Below are 19,828 nucleotides of genomic sequence, written 5' to 3'. Positions count from 1 at the left end.
CGGGTGACGGCTCTGGTCGGCACCGCGCTGCTGCTCTCGGGCTGCGGCTTCCGCGGGGCCTACTCCCTGGACCTTCCCGGGGGCGCCGACGTCGGCGACGAGCCCTACCTGGTGCAGATCCAGTTCGCCGACGTGCTGGACCTCGTGCCGCAGTCCGGCGTCCGGGTCGCCGACGTGCCGGTCGGGAAGGTCACCGACATCAGCCTGGGGGAGGACTGGACCGCGCTGGTCACCGTCGAGGTGGCCGGGGACGTCGAGCTGCCGGCCAACGCGGTCGCGGCGATCAACCAGTCCTCGTTGCTGGGGGAGAAGTACGTGGAGCTCGCGGCCCCGGGCACCGAGGCCCCCACCGGGGAGCTCGCCGACGGGTCGCTGATCACCCTGGACCGGACCAACCGCAACGTGGAGGTCGAGGAGGTCCTGGGGGCGCTGTCGCTGGTGCTCAACGGCGGTGGGCTCACCCAGCTGCAGACGATCACCAGCGAGCTCGGCCAGGCGTTGGAGGGCCGGGAGGACGCCGTCCGCAACACGTTGACCCAGCTGGACACGTTCATCGGCGGCCTGGACGACCAGCGCACCGAGATCAGCCGGGCGCTGGACAGCATCAACGCGCTGTCGGCGACCCTCTCGGCGGGCACGGGCACGATCACCACCGCGCTGGACACCATCGGCCCGGGGCTGGACGTGCTCACCTCCCAGCGCGACCTGCTGGTCTCGATGCTGGACTCCCTCGCCCAGCTCGGCGACGTGGGCACCCGGGTGGTGAACCAGAGCGGCGCGGACACCGTGGCCGACCTGCAGCTGCTGCAGCCGATCCTCACCCAGCTCGCCGCGGCCGGACCCGACCTGGCCGGCTCGCTGGACCTGCTGCTCACCTTCCCGTTCCCGGCCAGCTCGCTGACCGCGTTGCAGTACCGGCCCGACCTGCGGACCGGGGGCTACGGGCTGTTCACCAACCTCACCGCCGACCTGAACCTGGACCTGCAGGACCTGTTCTGCCGGTACGTGGTGGACCAGACCTCCGGGGCCCTGGTGCTGCTCGACCCGGCGGAGGTCGTCGGCGACTCCTGCGGGGTCCCGGGGAGCCCCGACGCCACCACGGTGGTCGGCGCGCCGGCCGGGCCAGCTGCGGCGCCGTTCAGCCTGCCGACCCTGCCCGACCTCACCGGCGTCGTCCCGGACCTCACCGAGGCCACCGACGGCACCCTGCTCGGGCTGCCCGACCTCACCGGACTGCTGACGGGGGGGACCCCGTGATCACCCGCACCACGCGGCTGCAGCTGCTGGCCTTCGCACTCGTCGCCCTCCTGGGCATGAGCTACGTGGGCTTCCGGTACGTCGGACTGGACCGGCTGGTGTTCGGCGGGGGCTACGAGGTGTCGGCGGAGTTCGCCGACTCCGGGGGCGTCTTCGTCAACGCCGAGGTCACCTACCGCGGCGTCGCGGTGGGCCGGGTCAGCGACATGGCCCTCACCGACGACGGCGTCGAGGTCACCCTGGACATCGACCCCGACGCGCCGGAGATCCCGGCCGACGCCGCGGCCGCGGTGGCCAACCGCAGTGCCGTCGGCGAGCAGTACGTCGACCTGCGTCCGGACGACGCCGCCGGTCCCTTCCTGGCGCAGGGGTCGGTGATCCCGGTCGAGCGCACCTCGATCCCCATCCCGGTCGAGCAGCTCCTCCTCGACGTCGACGGGTTGGTCACCTCCATCGACACCGAGGATCTGCGCACCGTCGTCGACGAGCTGGGCATCGCGTTTGCCGGGGCCGGGGACGACCTCGCGCGGCTGATCGACAACGGCGACCTGCTGCTGACCCGCGCCGAGGAGTCGCTGCCCCAGACCCTGACCCTGATCACCGACGGCCAGACGGTGCTGCAGACCCAGGTGGACTCCCGCACGGCGATCCAGAGCTGGGCGGCGGACCTCCGGCTGCTCGCGGACACCCTGGTCAGCAGCGACGCCGACCTGCGCAGCCTGCTGGTCAACGCCCCCGACGCCGGTGCCGCCCTGCAGCAGCTCGTGGTGGATGCCGGCCCCGGACTCGGCTCGCTGATCCGCAACGTCGACGTGCTCAACGACGTCACCACGCCCCGGCTCGACGGCGTCGAGCAGCTGCTCGTCACCTACCCCGAGGTGGTCACCGGCAGCTTCTCGGTGGTCCGGCGGGGCAGCGACGGCGTCATGCGCGCCAACTTCGGCTTCGTGCCCAACGTCAACGACCCCCAGCCCTGCACCTCGGGCTACGTGTCCACCGGCGCCTCGGGGTCGCCGGAGGCGGTGGCGACCCTCGACACCTCCGCGGTGCGCTGCGACGTGGTGGGCGGGGTGGACCCCGACCCCTCCGACGGCGTCGACGAGAGCGGCTCGAGCATCCGCGGCGAGCAGAACATCGACGGGGACGGCGGGGTCGCCTCCCCGGGCAGCACCCTCCCGGGCGTGCCGGGCGCCCTGCCGGTGTCCGGGCTGCTCCAGGAGGTGCTCGGCGGGCTGCTGAGCGCCAACCCGTTCTCCAGCCAGGCCGGCTGACCCGCCTCCGGTGGCGCGCGGCGGCTCCCCGCCGTCGTACCGTGACGCCCGCCACCGCAGCCCCACCCACCGACCGACGAGAGGAGCGCACCGTGGCCGATCCCCGCCCCGACACCACCGAGCCGGACACGACCGAGCCCGACTCCGCCGACGCGGTCGACGCCGAGACCGCGGTCGACGCCGAGACCGGGGTCGACGCCGTCCCCGAGGTCGACGAGGAGACCGACGACGCCGCCCCCGCTCCCCGGTCGCGCCCCTCGCTGCCGCTGGTGCCCGTGCTGGCCGGGCTGCTGGTGCTGCTCGTCGCCGCGACGGGGTACCTGTTCCTGACCCGTCCCGACCCGTCCCCGGTGCGCACCGACGACTACGTGGACGCCCTGCAGGCCGCGCGGGCCGGGATCGTGGACGTCGCCTCGTTCGACCACCTGACCCTCGACGACGACATCCAGCAGATCCGCTCGGTGACCACCGGGGACCTCCAGGAGGAGTCCGTCGGGCAGCTCGACGCCCGGCGCCAGGAGATCACCGACGCCCAGGCCGTGGTGAACACCGAGGTGGTGGGGGCCGCCGTCGGTGCCGCCGACGACGACAGCGCGACGGTCTTCATGGTCATCCAGTCCACCCAGCGCAGCAACGCCTCCGAGCAGACCCAGGTGCAGCGCTACCGCATCGAGGTCGACCTGACCAAGGACGGCGACCGCTGGTTGCTCTCCGGGATCACAGGACGGTGAGCCGACCGTGACCGACACCCCCGACGGGACCCCGGCCGAGGAGTCCCCCCGCCCGCGCCCGACGCCCCGGCCCCGGGCGGCCGGTGCACGCCCGGGCCCGCGGCCCTCGCCCCGACCCCGGGTGGCCGGCAGCCGGCGCGCCGACGAGGACGGCGACGGGACCCCTCCCGTCGCCCCGCGCCGCCGTCCGGCGGCGGTGCCCCGTCCGACCCCGGCCGCCGGGGCGACGGCGCAGGCCCCGAAGACCGCGAAGACCTCTGAGGCCGCGACGATCCCGAGGGCCTCGAAGGCCCCCGAGCCCGCCGCCGCCCGGCCCCGGCGCCGGGTGCCGGCCCTGGTGCTCGTGCTCGCCCTGCTCTGCGTGGCCGTGGCCGCCGGCGGCGGGTACCTGCTCCTGCAGCGTCTGCAGCCGGGCTCCGTGGACGCCGCGGTGTTCGCCGCCGCCCGCAGCGGGGTGGAGGACGTCTACGCCTACGACTACCGGGACTCCCAGGGCAGCGTCGACCGCAAGCTCGACGCCCTCACCGGCGAGCTGCGCGAGCAGTACGAGGCCGACCTCTCCCAGGGCGGGATCATCGACACCTACGAGCAGGTCTCGGCGACCACCAGCTACGAGGTGCTCGAGGTCGGGCTGCAGCAGGTCAACGAGGCCCAGGACACCGCCACCCTCGTGGTGTTCGGCCAGTACGTCGTGGAGTCGGTCAACTCCGGCACCCAGGCCGCCCCGGCCGGCTCGGAGTGCACGGTCACCGACGAGGGCGCGCAGTCCTGCACCCAGACCGTCCGGGTCACGGTCACCGACGTCGACGGCGACTGGAAGATCAGCGAGCTCACCCTGCTCACCACGAGCTGACGCCCCCGGGGGCGTGTCCACAGCCTCGGCGTGGCGGTGTCGCACGGGCCGCACCCCTGGCATCATTCCCCCGGGCAGTGCCACCCGTACCGCCTGTTCGTGCGCCTCCCGCCCGTGCGGGCCGTCGTCCCCCAGGGGCGCTCGGCCGCACGGTGGACAGGGGGGCCCGACAGGGGTAGGGTCTCCTGTTGCGCTGCCCTCTGACTGCCTACCCCGCCGAGCCGGGTCACCAGGGGCGCTCCCGAACACGACCGGGACGCCTGCTGCTGACGCCGTCGGAGGGACCACGTCGGCCGTCGGGTCGCAGCGCCGACTACCCCGCTGACGGACGACCCGCACCGACCGCCCGCACGTCGTGAGGTCCTTGAAAGGACGCATCTTGGCAGGCTCCAGCCCCACCAGCACGGACACCACCAGCACCGAACAGGTCATCCCGGACGACCCGCAGGACAGCGCGCACACCGCTGGCACCGCGGCCCAGAAGATCCCCGGCGCGCCCCTGCGCGTCTCCTTCGCCAAGATCCACGAGCCCCTCGAGGTGCCGGATCTGCTGGCGCTGCAGACGGCCTCCTTCGACTGGCTGGTCGGCAGCCCGGAGTGGAAGGCGACGCTGTCCCCCGAGGAGCAGGCCGCCGCCGTCGGCGGTCTGGCAGACATCCTCGAGGAGATCTCCCCGATCGAGGACTTCAGCGGCTCGATGTCGCTGTCCTTCTCCAACCCGCGCTTCGAGGACGTCAAGGCCTCCCTCGAGGAGTGCAAGGACAAGGACATGACGTACGCGGCGCCGCTGTTCGTCACCGCCGAGTTCATGAACAACACCACCGGCGAGATCAAGAGCCAGACGGTGTTCATGGGCGACTTCCCGATCATGACGAGCAAGGGCACGTTCGTCATCAACGGGACCGAGCGCGTCGTCGTCTCCCAGCTGGTCCGCTCCCCGGGCGTCTACTTCGACAAGACCCTGGACAAGACCAGCGACAAGGACGTCTTCTCCGCCAAGGTCATCCCGAGCCGGGGTGCGTGGCTGGAGTTCGACGTCGACAAGCGCGACACCGTCGGCGTGCGCATCGACCGCAAGCGCCGTCAGCCCGTCTCGGTGCTGCTCAAGGCGCTGGGCTGGGACGAGGACCGCATCCGCGAGCACTTCCAGTGGTCGCCCACGATGCTGGCCACCCTGGAGAAGGACCACATCGCCGGGCAGGACGAGGCGCTGCTGGACATCTACCGCAAGCTGCGTCCGGGCGAGCCGCCGACGCGTGAGTCGGCCCAGGCGCTGCTGGAGAACCTGTTCTTCAACCCCAAGCGCTACGACCTGGCCCGCGTCGGTCGGTACAAGGTCAACAAGAAGCTCGGTGTGGCCGTGCCGCAGCCGACGCAGACGCTGACCGAGGACGACATCGTCGCCACCATCGAGTACGTCGTGCGCCTGCACGCCGGCGAGCCCGACCACGGCGTGGACGACATCGACCACTTCGGCAACCGTCGCCTGCGCACCGTGGGTGAGCTGATCCAGAACCAGATCCGGGTCGGCCTCTCCCGCATGGAGCGCGTGGTCCGCGAGCGGATGACGACCCAGGACGTCGAGGCGATCACGCCGCAGACCCTGATCAACATCCGCCCCGTCGTGGCCTCCATCAAGGAGTTCTTCGGGACCAGCCAGCTCTCGCAGTTCATGGACCAGACCAACCCGCTCGCGGGCCTGACCCACAAGCGCCGCCTGTCGGCGCTGGGTCCGGGTGGTCTGTCCCGTGAGCGCGCCGGCATGGAGGTGCGCGACGTGCACCCCAGCCACTACGGCCGGATGTGCCCGATCGAGACCCCGGAGGGCCCGAACATCGGCCTGATCGGGTCGCTGTCCTCCTTCGGGCGGGTCAACGCCTTCGGGTTCATCGAGACCCCGTACCGCAAGGTCGAGGGCGGTCAGGTCACCGACCAGATCGACTACCTCACCGCCGACGAGGAGGACCGCTTCGTCGTCGCGCAGGCCAACAGCCCGCTCGACGCCACCGGTCGCCTCGCCGAGGAGCGGGTCCTGGTCCGCACCAAGGGCGGTGAGGTCGATTACCTCGCCCCCGAGAACGTCGACTACATGGACGTCTCGCCGCGGCAGATGACCTCGGTCGCCACCGCGATGATCCCGTTCCTGGAGCACGACGACGCCAACCGCGCGCTCATGGGCGCGAACATGCAGCGTCAGGCCGTCCCGCTGCTGCGCAGCGAGGCGCCGCTGGTCGGCACCGGCATGGAGCTGCGTGCCGCCGTCGACGCCGGTGACGTCGTCACCGCCGAGAAGGCCGGTGTCGTCGAGGACTCCACCGCGGACTTCGTGACCGTGATGGCCGACGACGGGACCCGGCAGACCTACCGGCTGCTGAAGTTCCGCCGCTCGAACCAGGGGACGTCGATCAACCAGTCCCCGGTCGTCGAGGAGGGCCAGCGGGTCGAGATCGGCCAGGTCATCGCCGACGGTCCTTGCACCGACCAGGGCGAGATGGCGCTGGGCAAGAACCTGCTCGTCGCCTTCATGCCGTGGGAGGGCCACAACTACGAGGACGCGATCATCCTGTCGCAGCGCCTCGTGCAGGACGACGTCCTGTCCTCGATCCACATCGAGGAGTTCGAGGTCGACGCCCGCGACACCAAGCTGGGCGCCGAGGAGATCACCCGGGACATCCCGAACGTCTCCGAGGAGGTCCTCGCCGACCTCGACGAGCGCGGGATCATCCGGATCGGTGCCGAGGTCGTCCCCGGCGACATCCTCGTCGGCAAGGTCACGCCCAAGGGTGAGACCGAGCTGACCCCCGAGGAGCGGCTGCTGCGGGCGATCTTCGGTGAGAAGGCCCGCGAGGTCCGCGACACCAGCCTCAAGGTCAAGCACGGTGAGTCCGGGAAGGTCATCGGCGTCCGGGTCTTCTCCCGCGAGGACGGCGACGAGCTCCCCGCCGGCGTGAACGAGCTCATCCGGGTCTACGTGGCCCAGATGCGCAAGATCTCCGACGGCGACAAGCTGGCCGGCCGCCACGGGAACAAGGGCGTCATCTCCAAGATCCTCCCGCAGGAGGACATGCCCTTCCTCGAGGACGGCACCCCGGTCGACATCGTGCTCAACCCGCTGGGCGTGCCCGGCCGGATGAACGTCGGCCAGGTCCTGGAGACCCACCTCGGGTGGGTCGCCAAGACGGGCTGGCAGGTCGAGGGCGAGCCGGAGTGGGCCAAGAACCTGCCCGCCGGCGCCCGCGGTGCCGCTCCCGGCACCCGGACCGCGACCCCGGTGTTCGACGGTGCCCGCGAGGAGGAGATCGTCGGCCTGCTCGGCTCGACGACGCTCACCCGCGACGGCGAGCGTCTGGTCAAGGAGACCGGCAAGGCCCGGCTGTTCGACGGTCGTTCCGGGGAGCCCTTCCCCGAGCCGATCTCGGTGGGCTACGTCTACATCCTGAAGCTCCTGCACCTGGTGGACGACAAGATCCACGCCCGCTCCACCGGCCCGTACTCGATGATCACGCAGCAGCCGCTGGGTGGTAAGGCGCAGTTCGGTGGTCAGCGCTTCGGTGAGATGGAGTGCTGGGCGATGCAGGCCTACGGCGCCGCGTACGCGCTGCAGGAGCTGCTGACGATCAAGTCCGACGACATCCTCGGGCGCGTCAAGGTCTACGAGGCCATCGTCAAGGGCGAGAACATCCCCGAGCCGGGCATCCCCGAGTCCTTCAAGGTGCTGCTCAAGGAGCTCCAGTCGCTCTGCCTGAACGTGGAGGTCCTCTCCTCCGACGGCAACGCGATCGAGCTGCGCGACACCGACGACGAGGTCTTCCGGGCCGCCGAGGAGCTGGGCATCGACCTCAGCCGCCGCGAGCCCTCCTCCGTCGAGGACGTCTGATCGACCGCCGGCCGGCCCCGTGACGCGGGGCCGGCCGGCCACCACCTCGTGACTCCAGAAACGCAGAACTAGCCCCGGAAAGGGGTAATCAGTTGCTCGACGTCAACTTCTTCGACGAACTGCGCATCGGTCTCGCCAGCGGCGACGACATCCGTCAGTGGTCCCACGGTGAGGTCAAGAAGCCGGAGACCATCAACTACCGCACCCTCCGTCCGGAGAAGGACGGTCTCTTCTGCGAGAAGATCTTCGGTCCCACCCGGGACTGGGAGTGCTACTGCGGCAAGTACAAGCGCGTCCGCTTCAAGGGCATCATCTGCGAGCGCTGCGGCGTCGAGGTGACCCGGGCCAAGGTCCGTCGTGAGCGCATGGGGCACATCGAGCTCGCCGCCCCGGTGACCCACATCTGGTTCTTCAAGGGCGTCCCGTCCCGGTTGGGCTACCTGCTCGACCTGGCCCCCAAGGACCTCGAGAAGATCATCTACTTCGCGGCCTACCTGATCACCACGGTCGACGGCGAGGCGCGGCACCGCGACCTCCCGACGATCGAGGCCGAGATCAGCGCGGAGAAGCACAACCTGGAGAGCCGTCGCGACGCCGACGTGGAGGGTCGCCAGCAGAAGCTGGAGGCCGACCTCGCCGAGCTCGAGGCCGAGGGCGCCAAGTCCGACGTGCGCCGCAAGGTGCGCGAGGGCGGCGAGCGCGAGATGCGCCAGATGCGCGACCGCGCGCAGCGGGAGATCGACCGTCTCGACGAGGTCATGGACACCTTCCGCAAGCTCGAGGTCAAGCAGCTCATCGCCGACGAGGGCCTCTACCGCGAGCTGCGCGACCGCTTCGGTGAGTACTTCGAGGGCGGCATGGGCGCCGCGGCGCTGCAGAAGCTGCTGTCGGACTTCGACCTCGACGCCGAGTCGGTCTCGCTGCGCGACACCATCCGCAACGGCAAGGGCCAGCGCAAGCTGCGCGCGCTGAAGCGGCTCAAGGTCGTGGCCGCGTTCCAGCAGACCCGCAACTCGCCCATGGGCATGGTGCTGGACTGCGTCCCGGTCATCCCGCCGGACCTGCGCCCGATGGTGCAGCTGGACGGTGGCCGCTTCGCGACCTCGGACATGAACGACCTGTACCGCCGCGTGATCAACCGGAACAACCGGCTCAAGCGCCTGCTCGACCTGGGCGCCCCGGAGATCATCGTCAACAACGAGAAGCGGATGCTCCAGGAGTCCGTGGACGCGCTGTTCGACAACGGTCGCCGTGGCCGTCCGGTCACCGGTCCGGGCAACCGGCCCCTGAAGTCCCTGAGCGACCTGCTCAAGGGCAAGCAGGGCCGGTTCCGCCAGAACCTGCTGGGCAAGCGCGTCGACTACTCGGGCCGTTCGGTCATCGTCGTCGGCCCGCAGCTCAAGCTGCACCAGTGCGGTCTGCCCAAGCAGATGGCCCTGGAGCTCTTCAAGCCCTTCGTCATGAAGCGGCTGGTCGACCTCAACCACGCGCAGAACATCAAGTCCGCCAAGCGGATGGTCGAGCGTGCGCGCCCGGTCGTGTGGGACGTGCTGGAAGAGGTCATCACCGAGCACCCGGTGCTGCTCAACCGCGCACCCACGCTGCACCGTCTGGGCATCCAGGCCTTCGAGCCCCAGCTGGTCGAGGGCAAGGCCATCCAGATCCACCCGCTCGTCTGCACCGCGTTCAACGCGGACTTCGACGGTGACCAGATGGCGGTGCACCTGCCGCTGTCGGCCGAGGCGCAGGCCGAGGCCCGGATCCTGATGCTGAGCTCGAACAACATCCTGAGCCCGGCCGACGGTCGTCCGATCACCGCGCCGACCCAGGACATGGTGCTGGGCCTCTACCACCTCACGACCCTCAAGGCCGCGGCCGACGAGCGTGGGGCCGACGAGCTGCCCAAGGCCTACGGGTCCGCCTCGGAGGCCGTCATGGCCTACGACCGGGGTGCCATCGGCATCCAGGAGCGCGTGCTCATCCGCCTGGACGAGGTCTTCGGCGTCGACAACGGCCCGAAGAACGACGCGTGGGAGACCCCCGAGGACTGGACGCCCGGCCAGCCGGCCGTCGTGCACACCTCGCTGGGTCGGGTGCTGTTCAACGAGGCCCTGCCCGAGGACTACCGCTTCGTCAACTACCAGGTGCCGAAGAAGGAGCTCGGGGCGATCGTCAACGACCTCGCCGAGCGCTACCCCAAGGTGCAGGTCGCCGCGACCCTGGACGCCCTCAAGGCGGCCGGGTTCCACTGGGCGACCCGCGCGGGCATCACGATCGCCATCGACGACGTCGTGACCCCGCCGGCCAAGGCCGCGATCCTGGAGCGCCACGAGGACGAGGCCCGCAAGATCGAGAAGCAGTACGAGCGCGGCGTCATCACCGACTCCGAGCGTCGTGCCGAGCTCATCGAGATCTGGACCCGTGCGCGGGCCGAGGTCAGCCAGGCGATGGTGGACAACTTCCCCACCACGAACCCGGTCTGGGTCATGGTCAACTCGGGCGCCCGAGGCAACATGATGCAGATCAGCCAGATCGCCGGCATGCGTGGTCTCGTCGCCAACCCCAAGGGCGAGATCATCCCGCGGCCGATCAAGGCCAACTTCCGCGAGGGTCTGTCCGTGCTGGAGTACTTCATCTCCACGCACGGCGCCCGCAAGGGCCTGGCCGACACCGCGCTGCGCACCGCCGACTCCGGGTACCTCACCCGTCGTCTGGTGGACGTCAGCCAGGACGTCATCATCCGCGAGGAGGACTGCGGCACCGAGCGCGGCGTCCTCATGCCGATCGGCACCGTCGTGGACGGCACGGTCACCCGTGACGCCCACGTCGAGACCAGCGTCTACGCCCGGGCCCTGGCCGCGGACGTCGAGGCCACGGACGGGACGGTCGTCGCGACGGCCGGTTCCGACCTGGGCGACGTGCTCATCGCCGAGCTGGTCGACGCCGGCATCAGCGAGGTCAAGGTCCGCTGCGTGCTCACCTGTGAGTCGCTGCTGGGCACCTGCGCGACCTGCTACGGCCGTTCGCTGGCCACCGGCAAGCTCGTGGACGTCGGCGAGGCGGTCGGCATCATCGCCGCCCAGTCCATCGGCGAGCCCGGCACGCAGCTGACGATGCGCACCTTCCACACCGGTGGTGTGGCCGGTGACGACATCACCCACGGTCTGCCCCGCATCGTGGAGCTCTTCGAGGCCCGCGTCCCCAAGGGCAAGGCGCCCATCGCCGAGCTCGCCGGGACCGTGTCGATCGAGGACGGTGAGCAGTTCCGCAAGCTCACCATCGCTCCCGACGACGGCTCCGACGACGTCGTCTACGAGAAGCTGTCGCGTCGTTCGCGGCTGCGGGTCGAGGACGGCGGCCACGTCGAGGTCGGCGAGCAGCTGACCGAGGGTGCTGTCGACCCGCACGAGGTGCTGCGCATCATGGGCCCCCGCGAGGTGCAGCTGCACCTGGTCCGGGAGGTTCAGGAGGTCTACCGCAGCCAGGGCGTGTCGATCCACGACAAGCACATCGAGGTGATCATCCGCCAGATGCTGAAGCGGGTGACCATCATCGACTCCGGTGCCACGGAGTTCCTGCCGGGCGCACTCGTCGAGCGCACGCTCTTCGAGACCGAGAACCGTCGGGTGGTGTCCGAGGGCGGCGAGCCGGCCTCGGCCCGTCCGGTCCTCATGGGGATCACCAAGGCGTCGCTGGCGACCGAGTCGTGGCTGTCCGCCGCCTCGTTCCAGGAGACGACCAAGGTGCTCACCGACGCCGCGATCCAGGGCAAGAGCGACAGCCTGCTCGGGCTCAAGGAGAACGTGATCATCGGCAAGCTGATCCCGGCCGGTACCGGGATCAGCCGCTACCGCAACATCACGGTCGAGCCCACCGAGGAGGCCCGCGCCGCGGTCTACACGATGGCCGGCTACGACGACGGGCAGTACTACAGCCCGGACGTCTTCGGGTCGGGCACCGGCGAGGCCGTCCGCCTGGAGGAGTACGACTGGCGGAGCTGATCCACCGCTGACAGAGGCCCCGCAGACCAGCTGGTCTGCGGGGCCTCTGCGCGTCCGGGCCCCTCCCCACCTGCGTCACGTGACGCATCGGGGGAGTGGGTGCGGGTCAGCCGTGGGCGAGCCGGGCCAGGGTCTCCACGGTCGCGCGACGACCCTCGCGGGTGTCGTCCAGCGGCTGGGCGTTCACCACCGTCACGCCCGCCTCGGCGAAGGCCGCCAGCCGCTCGGCGACGTGGCCCTCCGGACCGATCAGGGAGACCGCGCGGACCAGCTCGTCGGGCAGTGCCGCCGCGGCCTCGTCCTTCCGCCCGCTCAGGTAGAGGTCCTGGACGGTCGCAGCCGCCTCCGGGTACCCGTACCGCACGGCGAGGTCGTTGTAGAAGTTCTTCCCCCTGGCCCCCATGCCCCCGACGTAGAGCGCCAACGCCGGCCGAACGGCGTCGTGCAGGTGGTCGACGTCGTCCCCGATGGCCACCGGCACCCCGGTGACGATGCCGAGCTCGCCCAGCGCCGGGTCGCGCACGGCCTTCCCGGCGCTCAGCGCCTCGCCCCACACGTCGGCGGCCCGCTCGGGGTGGAACCAGATGGGCTCCCAGACCTCGGCGATCTCCGCGGCCAGCTGCACGTTCTTCGGCCCGATCGCGGCCAGCAGCACCGGGATGCGCTCGCGCACCGGGTGGTTGATCAGCTTGAGCGGCTTGCCCAGCCCGGTGCCCTGGTCGGCCGGCAGCGGGACGGTGTACTTCGGACCGGCGTGCTCGAGCTTCTCCCGGCGCCACACCTGCCGACAGATCTCCACGACCTCCCGGGTGCGGGCCAGGGGTGCGTCGTAGGGGACGCCGTGCCAGCCCTCGACCACCTGGGGCCCGGACGCGCCCAGCCCGAGGGTGAACCGGCCGCCGGAGACGAAGTCCAGCCCGGCCGCGGTCATCGCGGTCAGCGCCGGGGTGCGGCTGTAGATCGGGAGGATCCCGCTCATCAGCTCCACCGAGGAGGTCACCGCCGCCAGGTACCCCAGCTGGCTGACCGCGTCGAAGGTGTAGGCCTCCGCGGCGACCGCGACGTCCAGGCCCACCCCCTCGAGCTCGACGATCTCCTGGGCCGCCTCGCGGAAGTCGCCGGAGGAGTAGCTGAGCTGGATGCCGATGCGCACGGGGGACTCCTGGGTGGTCGGTGGGGTCGAGGTCAGACGACGGGGGGCCGGTCGGCGGTCAGCTCGTCCCGGAGCACGCGCTTGAGCAGCTTCCCGGACTGGTTGCGGGGGAGCTCGGCGACGAAGTGCACCCGCTTGGGCAGCTTGAACCCGGCCAACGTGCCCCGGGCGTGGGCGATCAGCTCGGCCTCGTCCACTGCAGCCCCCTCGGGGGAGTCCCGGCGGACGACGACCGCGGTGACCGCCTCGATCCAGCGGTCGTCCGGGGTGGCCACGACGGCCACCTCGGCGACACCGGGATGGGTGTAGAGCGCGTCCTCGACCTCCCGGGAGGCCACCAGGACCCCGCCGGTGTTGATCACGTCCTTGATCCGGTCGACGACGTAGAGGTACCCCTCGGCGTCCCGGAGCACCAGGTCCCCGGAGTGGAACCACCCGCCCTGGAAGGCGGCCTCGGTCGCCTCGGGGTTCGCCCAGTACCCGGTGCACAGCTGCGGGGAGCGGTACAGCAGCTCCCCGGACACGTCGGGGCCGACGTCGGAGCCGTCCTCGTCCACCACCCGCACCTCGACGAACAGCACCGGTCGGCCGCAGGAGTCCGGTCGGGCGTCGTGCTCGGCGGGCTGCAGCACGGTGGCCAGCGGGCCGATCTCGGACTGGCCGAAGCAGTTGTAGAACGCCAGCCCGGGCAGCCGCTGCTGCAGGCGCTGCAGGACCGGCACCGGCATGATCGAGGCCCCGTAGAAGGCCTTGCGCAGCGAGGACAGGTCGCGGCCGGCCAGGTCGGGGTGGTTGGCCAGCGGCACCCACACGGTGGGGGCCAGGAAGAGGGCCCCGGTGCGCTCGGTCTCCACCCGGCGGAGCACCTCGGGCACGTCGGGGGCCTCCATCAGGGAGTTCGTGGCCCCCACGGCCAGGTAGGGCATGAGGAACACGTGCATCCCGGCCGAGTGGTAGAGCGGCATGCAGTGCAGCGGGTCGTCGCCCTCGGCGCACTGCAGGGCCACCACGCTGGACAGGTACTCGTGCACCAGCGCGCGGTGGGTCATCATCGCGCCCTTGGGCCGGCTGGTGGTGCCCGAGGTGTAGAGCAGCTGCACCAGGTCGGTGTCGGTCACGGCCACGTCGAGCTCGGGCACCGGGCCGGTGCTGCTGCGCTCCAGCAGGGAGCCCTCGGCGTCACGCAGGCTCAGCACCTGCTCGGCCGGCACGTCGCCCAGCACCGCGTCGAGGCCTCCACGCAGGCCCGGGTCGACCAGGACGAGACGGCTGCCGGACTGCTCGAGCAGGTAGGAGAGCTCCTCGCCGGTCAACGCGTAGTTCACCGGCACGTGCACCAGGCCGGCCCGGGCGCAGCCCAGGTAGCCGATCAGGTACGCGTCGGAGTTGCGGCCGTAGGCGGCCACCCGGTCACCGGGCTCGAGGCCGGCGGCCAGCAGCACCCCGGCAGCCCGGGTCACCGCGTCGTCGAGGTCGGCGTAGGTCCAGCTCCGGTCGGCGAACCGCAGGGCGACCCGGTCGGGCACCCGCGCGGCGCTGCGGCGCAGGACGTCGTCGACGGTGCTGGAGCGGGGGTCGGCCACGGGGCGTCCGGTCACGAGAGGCACTGTGACACGGGCCACCGGTCCTGCGCAGGCCCGGTCGTGGGGGAGTGCGGCCCCGGGGCCTCAGAGGGCCCGGACCGGACCCGTCACACGGGTCACCACCGGCACCCCGTCCACGGCTCCGGGCACCGACACCCCGGCGTCGACGTCGACGAGGTCGACCCGCACCACGTACTGCGAGGCCCGGCGGGCGATGCCCACGCCGACCACACCGGGCTCGGCGGCCAACCGGGCGGCCAGGGCGGTCTTGGCCGCACTGGCCACGCTGCGGTCGGTCGCCGGGGTGCTCACCGGCCCATGGTGCTCCCGGGAGCCGCTGCGTGGGAAGCCCGCGACGCGTCAGCCGGCCACCCACTCCAGACCGAGCACCTGGAGCACCGTGGCCAGCGGGCTGACGAAGGTGACACCGCCGCCGTTGCTCCCGCCGGTGGTCGAACCGGCGAACAGCAGACCCACCGGGGCGCGGTCCCGGCTGCGCCAGACGACCGACCCGGAGTCGCCCCCGTCGCTGATGCCCCCGGTGACGCCCTCGATCTCGACCTGGTCGTCGAAGGTGTAGACCACGCCCTCGTCGTACTGCACCCCCACGCCGTCCACCTCGACCGCGGTGATCCGGCCGTGGGTGTGCCCGGTGGTCCTGCCGACCTTCTCCACCAGTTCGTCGGGGTCGATCTCGAGGGAGGCGGCCACCGCGGCCGCCAGCGGACCCCCGGGGTACCCGGTCGGGTCGGCCTCCACCCCGGGGTCCAGGGCGGCCACCGCGGCGTCGACGAGGTTGCCGGTGGGCACGAACCGCTGGAACGCCGTCAGCGTCCCGACCCGGTCCCTCGCGGTGCCCCCGTCGGCGGGGCCGGGCTGCAGCGCCGGGTCGCCCTCGGTGGCGGCGTCGCTGGCGGCCAGCACGTGGTTGTTGGACAGCACCAGCAGGCCGGGCGTGCCCGCCCGCCGGACGAAGCCGCCCAGGGTCCCGGCCGTCACGTCGGGGTGGGCCACCGAGAGCCCGGGCACCAGCGGACGGGTGCGCTGCTGCAGCTGCTCGGGGGTGGGGGAGGTCAGCGGCCGGACCGGACCGATCACGCGGACGTCGACCTCGCTGCGGGCGGCGTCGTCGAGGCCGTCCATGACGAGGGCGGCGTCGCCCTCGGAGACCAGCCGCACGGCCAGGTGCACCTGGTCCGGGCCGACCGGTGCCAGACCGAGGGCGATGCCGCTCCAGCCCGACCCGTCGGGCAGGCCGCTGGCCACCACGGCCCCGGGCGGGGCCTCGGACAGCCGCTGGGAGAGTGCGGCCTTCAGCTCGCGGGCGGTGTCGACGTGCACGGTGGCCTCCTGCGCAGTGGGTGACGGTGTGCCTCCCGACGGTAGGGCGGGGGTACGACAGGAGCAGCCCGGACGGGACGCGCGGGCGACCGCAGGCTGACAGGCGGGCCCCTCGGCGGTAGCCTCGACGGCGGTACGGTCCCGGCCGGCCACTGCCCGGGGTCCGCCCCTCGCGGTGGCCGGGCCCGCGCAACCGTCGCCGCCGTCCGGCACGCCCCTCGGGGAACGGCCTGACGACGACGTCGGAGGCGGGCCCGCAACTGGCGTGACGGACCCGGCTTTGACCGGGTCCACCCGCCCGGGTATCGTCATCAGCCGTGCCCAGGGAGACCTGGGCCTGCTCCCTCCTCCGACGCACCGCGGTGCCCGGGTCGGTCTCCGGATCGCCTGGTCACCAGGAGGTCCCGCCCGGTCCACGACCGAGAGCCCGGGATCGCGCTCCAGGCGCGAGGGGCGACCGAGTCCGACTCCCAGCGAGGCGGCCCGGAACTCCGAGAAGGCAACACGCCCGACCGCGGGGGCCGGACCACGTCTGAGGACGGGCCCGGGAGCAGGACCGATCGACCAGGCACCACCGCACCTGAGCACCACAGCAGGAACCAGCACGGCACTCATCCACAGCACGACCCAGCGCAGGCAGGAGATCAAGGCCACCCATGCCCACGATCCAGCAGCTGGTCCGCAAGGGCCGCGAGGACAAGGTCGAGAAGACCAAGACCCCGGCGTTGAAGGGATCCCCTCAGCGCCGTGGCGTGTGCACGCGCGTCTACACGACGACGCCGAAGAAGCCGAACTCGGCGCTGCGCAAGGTCGCTCGCGTCCGGCTGACCAGCGGTGTCGAGGTGACGGCGTACATCCCCGGCGTCGGCCACAACCTGCAGGAGCACTCCATGGTGCTCGTGCGTGGCGGCCGCGTGAAGGACCTTCCCGGCGTCCGCTACAAGATCATCCGCGGTTCCCTGGACACCCAGGCGGTCCGTGGCCGCAAGCAGGCTCGCAGCCGCTACGGCGCGAAGAAGGAGAAGAGCTAATGCCGCGCAAGGGCCCTGCCCCGAAGCGTCCGCTCGTCGTCGACCCGGTCTACCAGTCCCAGCTGGTCACCCAGCTGGTGAACAAGGTGCTCGTCGACGGCAAGCGCTCCATCGCCGAGGCGATCGTCTACGGCGCCCTCGAGGGCGTCCGGGCCAAGAACGACACCGACCCCGTCGTGACCCTCAAGCGCGCGCTGGACAACGTCAAGCCCGCCCTCGAGGTCCGCAGCCGTCGTGTCGGTGGCGCCACCTACCAGGTCCCGATCGAGGTGCGTGCCTCGCGCAGCACCACGCTGGGCCTGCGCTGGCTCATCCAGTACTCCCGGTCGCGTCGCGAGAAGACGATGACCGAGCGCCTCATGAACGAGCTGCTGGACGCCAGCAACGGCCTCGGTGCCGCGGTCAAGCGCCGCGAGGACACCCACAAGATGGCCGAGTCGAACAAGGCCTTCGCGCACTACCGCTGGTAGTCACCGGCGGCTGGTGAGACCCACCAGCGCCACCAGCCGCCACCCCGCGGCGAACCCCGGGCCACCCCCGGGGCCCGCGTCAAGAACTTGAGCAGGAGGAGAAGGCAATGGCCGACCTCGTCAACACCCGGAACATCGGGATCATGGCGCACATCGACGCCGGCAAGACCACCACCACCGAGCGGATCCTCTTCTACACGGGGATCAACTACAAGATCGGTGAGGTCCACGACGGCGCGGCCACCATGGACTGGATGGAGCAGGAGCAGGAGCGCGGCATCACCATCACGTCGGCCGCGACGAAGTGCACCTGGAACGGGTTCGACATCAACATCATCGACACCCCGGGCCACGTGGACTTCACCGTCGAGGTGGAGCGCTCGCTCCGCGTCCTCGACGGTGCCGTCGCGGTCTACGACGGTGTCGCCGGCGTGGAGCCGCAGACCGAGCAGGTCTGGCGGCAGGCAGAGAAGTACGGCGTCCCGCGCATGTGCTTCGTCAACAAGCTCGACCGCACCGGGGCGAACTTCTTCCGCTGCGTCGACATGATGGTCGAGCGCCTGGCGGCCAACCCCCTGGTCCTGCAGATCCCGATCGGTGCCGAGGGCGACTTCATCGGCGTCGTCGACCTGGTCGAGATGCGCGCCCTCACGTGGCGCGGAGAGACCAAGCTGGGCGAGGACTACGCGGTCGAGGAGATCCCGGCCGAGCTCGCCGAGCAGGCCGCGGAGTACCGGACCAAGTTCCTCGAGAACCTGGCGGACTTCCACGACGACATCATGGAGTCCTACCTCGGTGGCGAGGAGATCTCGGTCGCGACCCTCAAGGCCGCGATCCGGAAGTCCACCATCGCCGGGGAGGTCAACCCCGTCGTCACCGGTTCGGCGTTCAAGAACAAGGGCGTCCAGCCCATGCTCGACGCCGTCACCGACTACCTCCCCAGCCCGCTGGACGTCGAGGCCATCGTCGGCACCGCGCTGGACGGCGAGACCGAGGTCCTGCGGCACGCCGACGAGACCGAGCCCTTCGCGGCCCTGGCCTTCAAGATCCAGACCGACCAGCACCTGGGCAAGCTGACCTACATCCGCGTGTACTCCGGGCGTCTGGACGCCGGGTCCCCGGTGCTGAACAGCACCAAGGACCGCAAGGAGCGGGTCGGCAAGATCTACCAGATGCACGCCAACAAGCGTGAAGAGCGTGCGGGCGTCGGCGCCGGCGAGATCGTGGCCGTCAACGGCATGAAGCAGACGACGACCGGTGACACCCTCTGCGACCCGCAGAAGCCCGTCATCCTCGAGTCGATGACCTTCCCCGCGCCGGTCATCTCGGTGGCCATCGAGCCGAAGACCAAGAGCGACCAGGAGAAGCTGGGCACGGCGATCCAGAAGCTCGCCGAGGAGGACCCGACGTTCCAGGTCCGCCTGGACGAGGAGACCGGCCAGACCGTCATCTCCGGCATGGGCGAGCTCCACCTGGAGATCCTGGTCGACCGCATGCGGCGTGAGTTCAACGTCGAGGCCAACGTGGGCAAGCCCCAGGTCGCCTACCGCGAGACGATCCGCAAGACCGTCGAGCGCTACGACTACACCCACAAGAAGCAGACCGGTGGTTCCGGCCAGTTCGCGAAGGTGCAGATCGCCCTCGAGCCGCTCGAGATGAGCGGTGACTCGGCGACCTACGCCTTCGAGAACAAGGTCACCGGTGGCCGCATCCCGCGGGAGTACATCCCCTCGGTCGACGCGGGCATGCAGGACGCCATGCAGTACGGCATCCTCGCCGGCTACCCGATGGTCGGGGTCAAGGCCTCCCTGCTCGACGGCGCCTACCACGAGGTCGACTCCTCGGAGATGGCGTTCAAGATCGCCGGTTCGATCGCCTTCAAGGAGGCTGCCCGCAAGGCCAGCCCGGCTCTCCTCGAGCCGATGATGGCCGTCGAAGTCGTCACCCCCGAGGAGAACATGGGCGACGTCATCGGCGACCTGAACTCCCGCCGTGGGACCATCCAGGCGATGGAGGAGCGTTCCGGCGCCCGCGTCGTCAAGGCCCTGGTCCCGCTGTCGGAGATGTTCGGCTACGTGGGCGACCTGCGCAGCCGCACCCAGGGACGGGCGAGCTACACCATGGTGTTCGACACCTACGCCGAGGTGCCCTCCAACGTGGCCAAGGAGATCATCGCCAAGGCCACCGGCGAGTAACAGCGGTCCGGGCCGCAGCCACCAGGCGGCCCGGTCCGCGCGGGCACCCGCCCGCACCCCACAGA

At 71.1% G+C, this 19,828-nt stretch carries 13 protein-coding genes; 9 read left to right on the top strand and 4 right to left on the bottom strand.

Annotated elements, in window-relative coordinates:
• The first annotated feature begins 3 nt into the window (after positions 1 to 3).
• The 6 genes from F1C76_05640 to F1C76_05615 all read left to right on the top strand — a co-directional run bounded on the left by F1C76_05640 (position 4) and on the right by F1C76_05615 (position 11,990).
• Entirely contained in the window at positions 4 to 1,257 is a 1,254-nt protein-coding gene (locus F1C76_05640) for an MCE family protein (protein QNG39035.1), read from the top strand.
• Entirely contained in the window at positions 1,254 to 2,528 is a 1,275-nt protein-coding gene (locus tag F1C76_05635) for an MCE family protein (protein ID QNG36141.1), read from the top strand. The genes F1C76_05640 and F1C76_05635 overlap by 4 nt, the downstream gene beginning before the upstream one ends.
• Positions 2,529 to 2,620: 92 nt before the next feature.
• Positions 2,621 to 3,259 carry a hypothetical protein gene (locus tag F1C76_05630; protein QNG36140.1) on the top strand — a complete coding sequence of 213 codons (639 nt, stop codon included), beginning with the start codon at positions 2,621 to 2,623 and terminating at the stop codon, positions 3,257 to 3,259.
• A gap of 7 nt (positions 3,260 to 3,266) precedes the next feature.
• Entirely contained in the window at positions 3,267 to 4,112 is an 846-nt protein-coding gene (locus F1C76_05625; GenBank protein QNG36139.1) for a hypothetical protein, read from the top strand.
• Positions 4,113 to 4,596: 484 nt separating this feature from the next.
• Positions 4,597 to 7,989: a DNA-directed RNA polymerase subunit beta gene (gene rpoB, locus F1C76_05620; GenBank protein ID QNG39034.1), complete on the top strand. Its 3,393-nt coding sequence runs from the start codon at positions 4,597 to 4,599 to the stop codon at positions 7,987 to 7,989.
• 92 nt (positions 7,990 to 8,081) lie between these two features.
• A complete protein-coding gene (locus F1C76_05615) occupies positions 8,082 to 11,990 on the top strand; it encodes a DNA-directed RNA polymerase subunit beta' (GenBank protein ID QNG36138.1) in 3,909 nt (1,302 codons plus the stop codon).
• 106 nt (positions 11,991 to 12,096) lie between these two features.
• Here F1C76_05615 and F1C76_05610 read toward each other — a convergent pair whose 3' ends face one another.
• The 4 genes from F1C76_05610 to F1C76_05595 all read right to left on the bottom strand — a co-directional run bounded on the left by F1C76_05610 (position 12,097) and on the right by F1C76_05595 (position 16,067).
• A complete protein-coding gene (locus tag F1C76_05610) occupies positions 12,097 to 13,143 on the bottom strand; it encodes an LLM class F420-dependent oxidoreductase (GenBank protein QNG36137.1) in 1,047 nt (348 codons plus the stop codon).
• A gap of 32 nt (positions 13,144 to 13,175) precedes the next feature.
• Positions 13,176 to 14,726 (bottom strand): acyl-CoA synthetase, encoded by a 1,551-nt coding sequence (locus tag F1C76_05605; protein QNG39033.1) that lies wholly within the window; start codon positions 14,724 to 14,726, stop codon positions 13,176 to 13,178.
• An 84-nt stretch (positions 14,727 to 14,810) separates the two neighbouring features.
• On the bottom strand, positions 14,811 to 15,038 hold the full coding sequence (locus tag F1C76_05600) for a hypothetical protein (GenBank protein QNG36136.1): 228 nt from the start codon (positions 15,036 to 15,038) through the stop codon (positions 14,811 to 14,813).
• A 48-nt stretch (positions 15,039 to 15,086) separates the two neighbouring features.
• Positions 15,087 to 16,067 carry a hypothetical protein gene (locus F1C76_05595; GenBank protein ID QNG36135.1) on the bottom strand — a complete coding sequence of 327 codons (981 nt, stop codon included), beginning with the start codon at positions 16,065 to 16,067 and terminating at the stop codon, positions 15,087 to 15,089.
• Positions 16,068 to 16,723: 656 nt separating this feature from the next.
• Between F1C76_05595 and F1C76_05590 the strand changes: the two genes are divergently transcribed.
• The 3 genes from F1C76_05590 to fusA all read left to right on the top strand — a co-directional run bounded on the left by F1C76_05590 (position 16,724) and on the right by fusA (position 19,763).
• Positions 16,724 to 17,098, top strand: a complete 375-nt coding sequence (locus tag F1C76_05590) for a 30S ribosomal protein S12 (protein QNG36134.1) — start codon at positions 16,724 to 16,726, stop codon at positions 17,096 to 17,098.
• The gene (gene rpsG, locus F1C76_05585; GenBank protein QNG36133.1) at positions 17,098 to 17,568 is read left to right on the top strand and encodes a 30S ribosomal protein S7; all 471 of its coding nucleotides are present in this window, start codon (positions 17,098 to 17,100) and stop codon (positions 17,566 to 17,568) included. The genes F1C76_05590 and rpsG overlap by 1 nt, the downstream gene beginning before the upstream one ends.
• Positions 17,569 to 17,675: 107 nt before the next feature.
• Positions 17,676 to 19,763, top strand: coding sequence for an elongation factor G (gene fusA / locus F1C76_05580; GenBank protein ID QNG36132.1), 2,088 nt, complete (start codon positions 17,676 to 17,678; stop codon positions 19,761 to 19,763).
• The last annotated feature ends 65 nt before the right edge of the window (positions 19,764 to 19,828 follow it).

It is taken from the genome of Geodermatophilaceae bacterium NBWT11 (assembly GCA_014218215.1).
Taxonomy (GTDB): domain Bacteria; phylum Actinomycetota; class Actinomycetes; order Mycobacteriales; family Geodermatophilaceae; genus Klenkia.
This window is presented reverse-complemented; position numbering and strand designations above follow the sequence as displayed.

Excerpts from the sequence above, each read along its gene's own strand:
- F1C76_05590 (QNG36134.1), top strand. The coding sequence starts at position 16,724 with ATGCCCACGATCCAGCAGCTGGTCCGCAAGGGCCGCGAGGACAAGGTC.
- rpsG (QNG36133.1), top strand. The coding sequence starts at position 17,098 with ATGCCGCGCAAGGGCCCTGCCCCGAAGCGTCCGCTCGTCGTCGACCCG.
- fusA (QNG36132.1), top strand. The coding sequence starts at position 17,676 with ATGGCCGACCTCGTCAACACCCGGAACATCGGGATCATGGCGCACATC.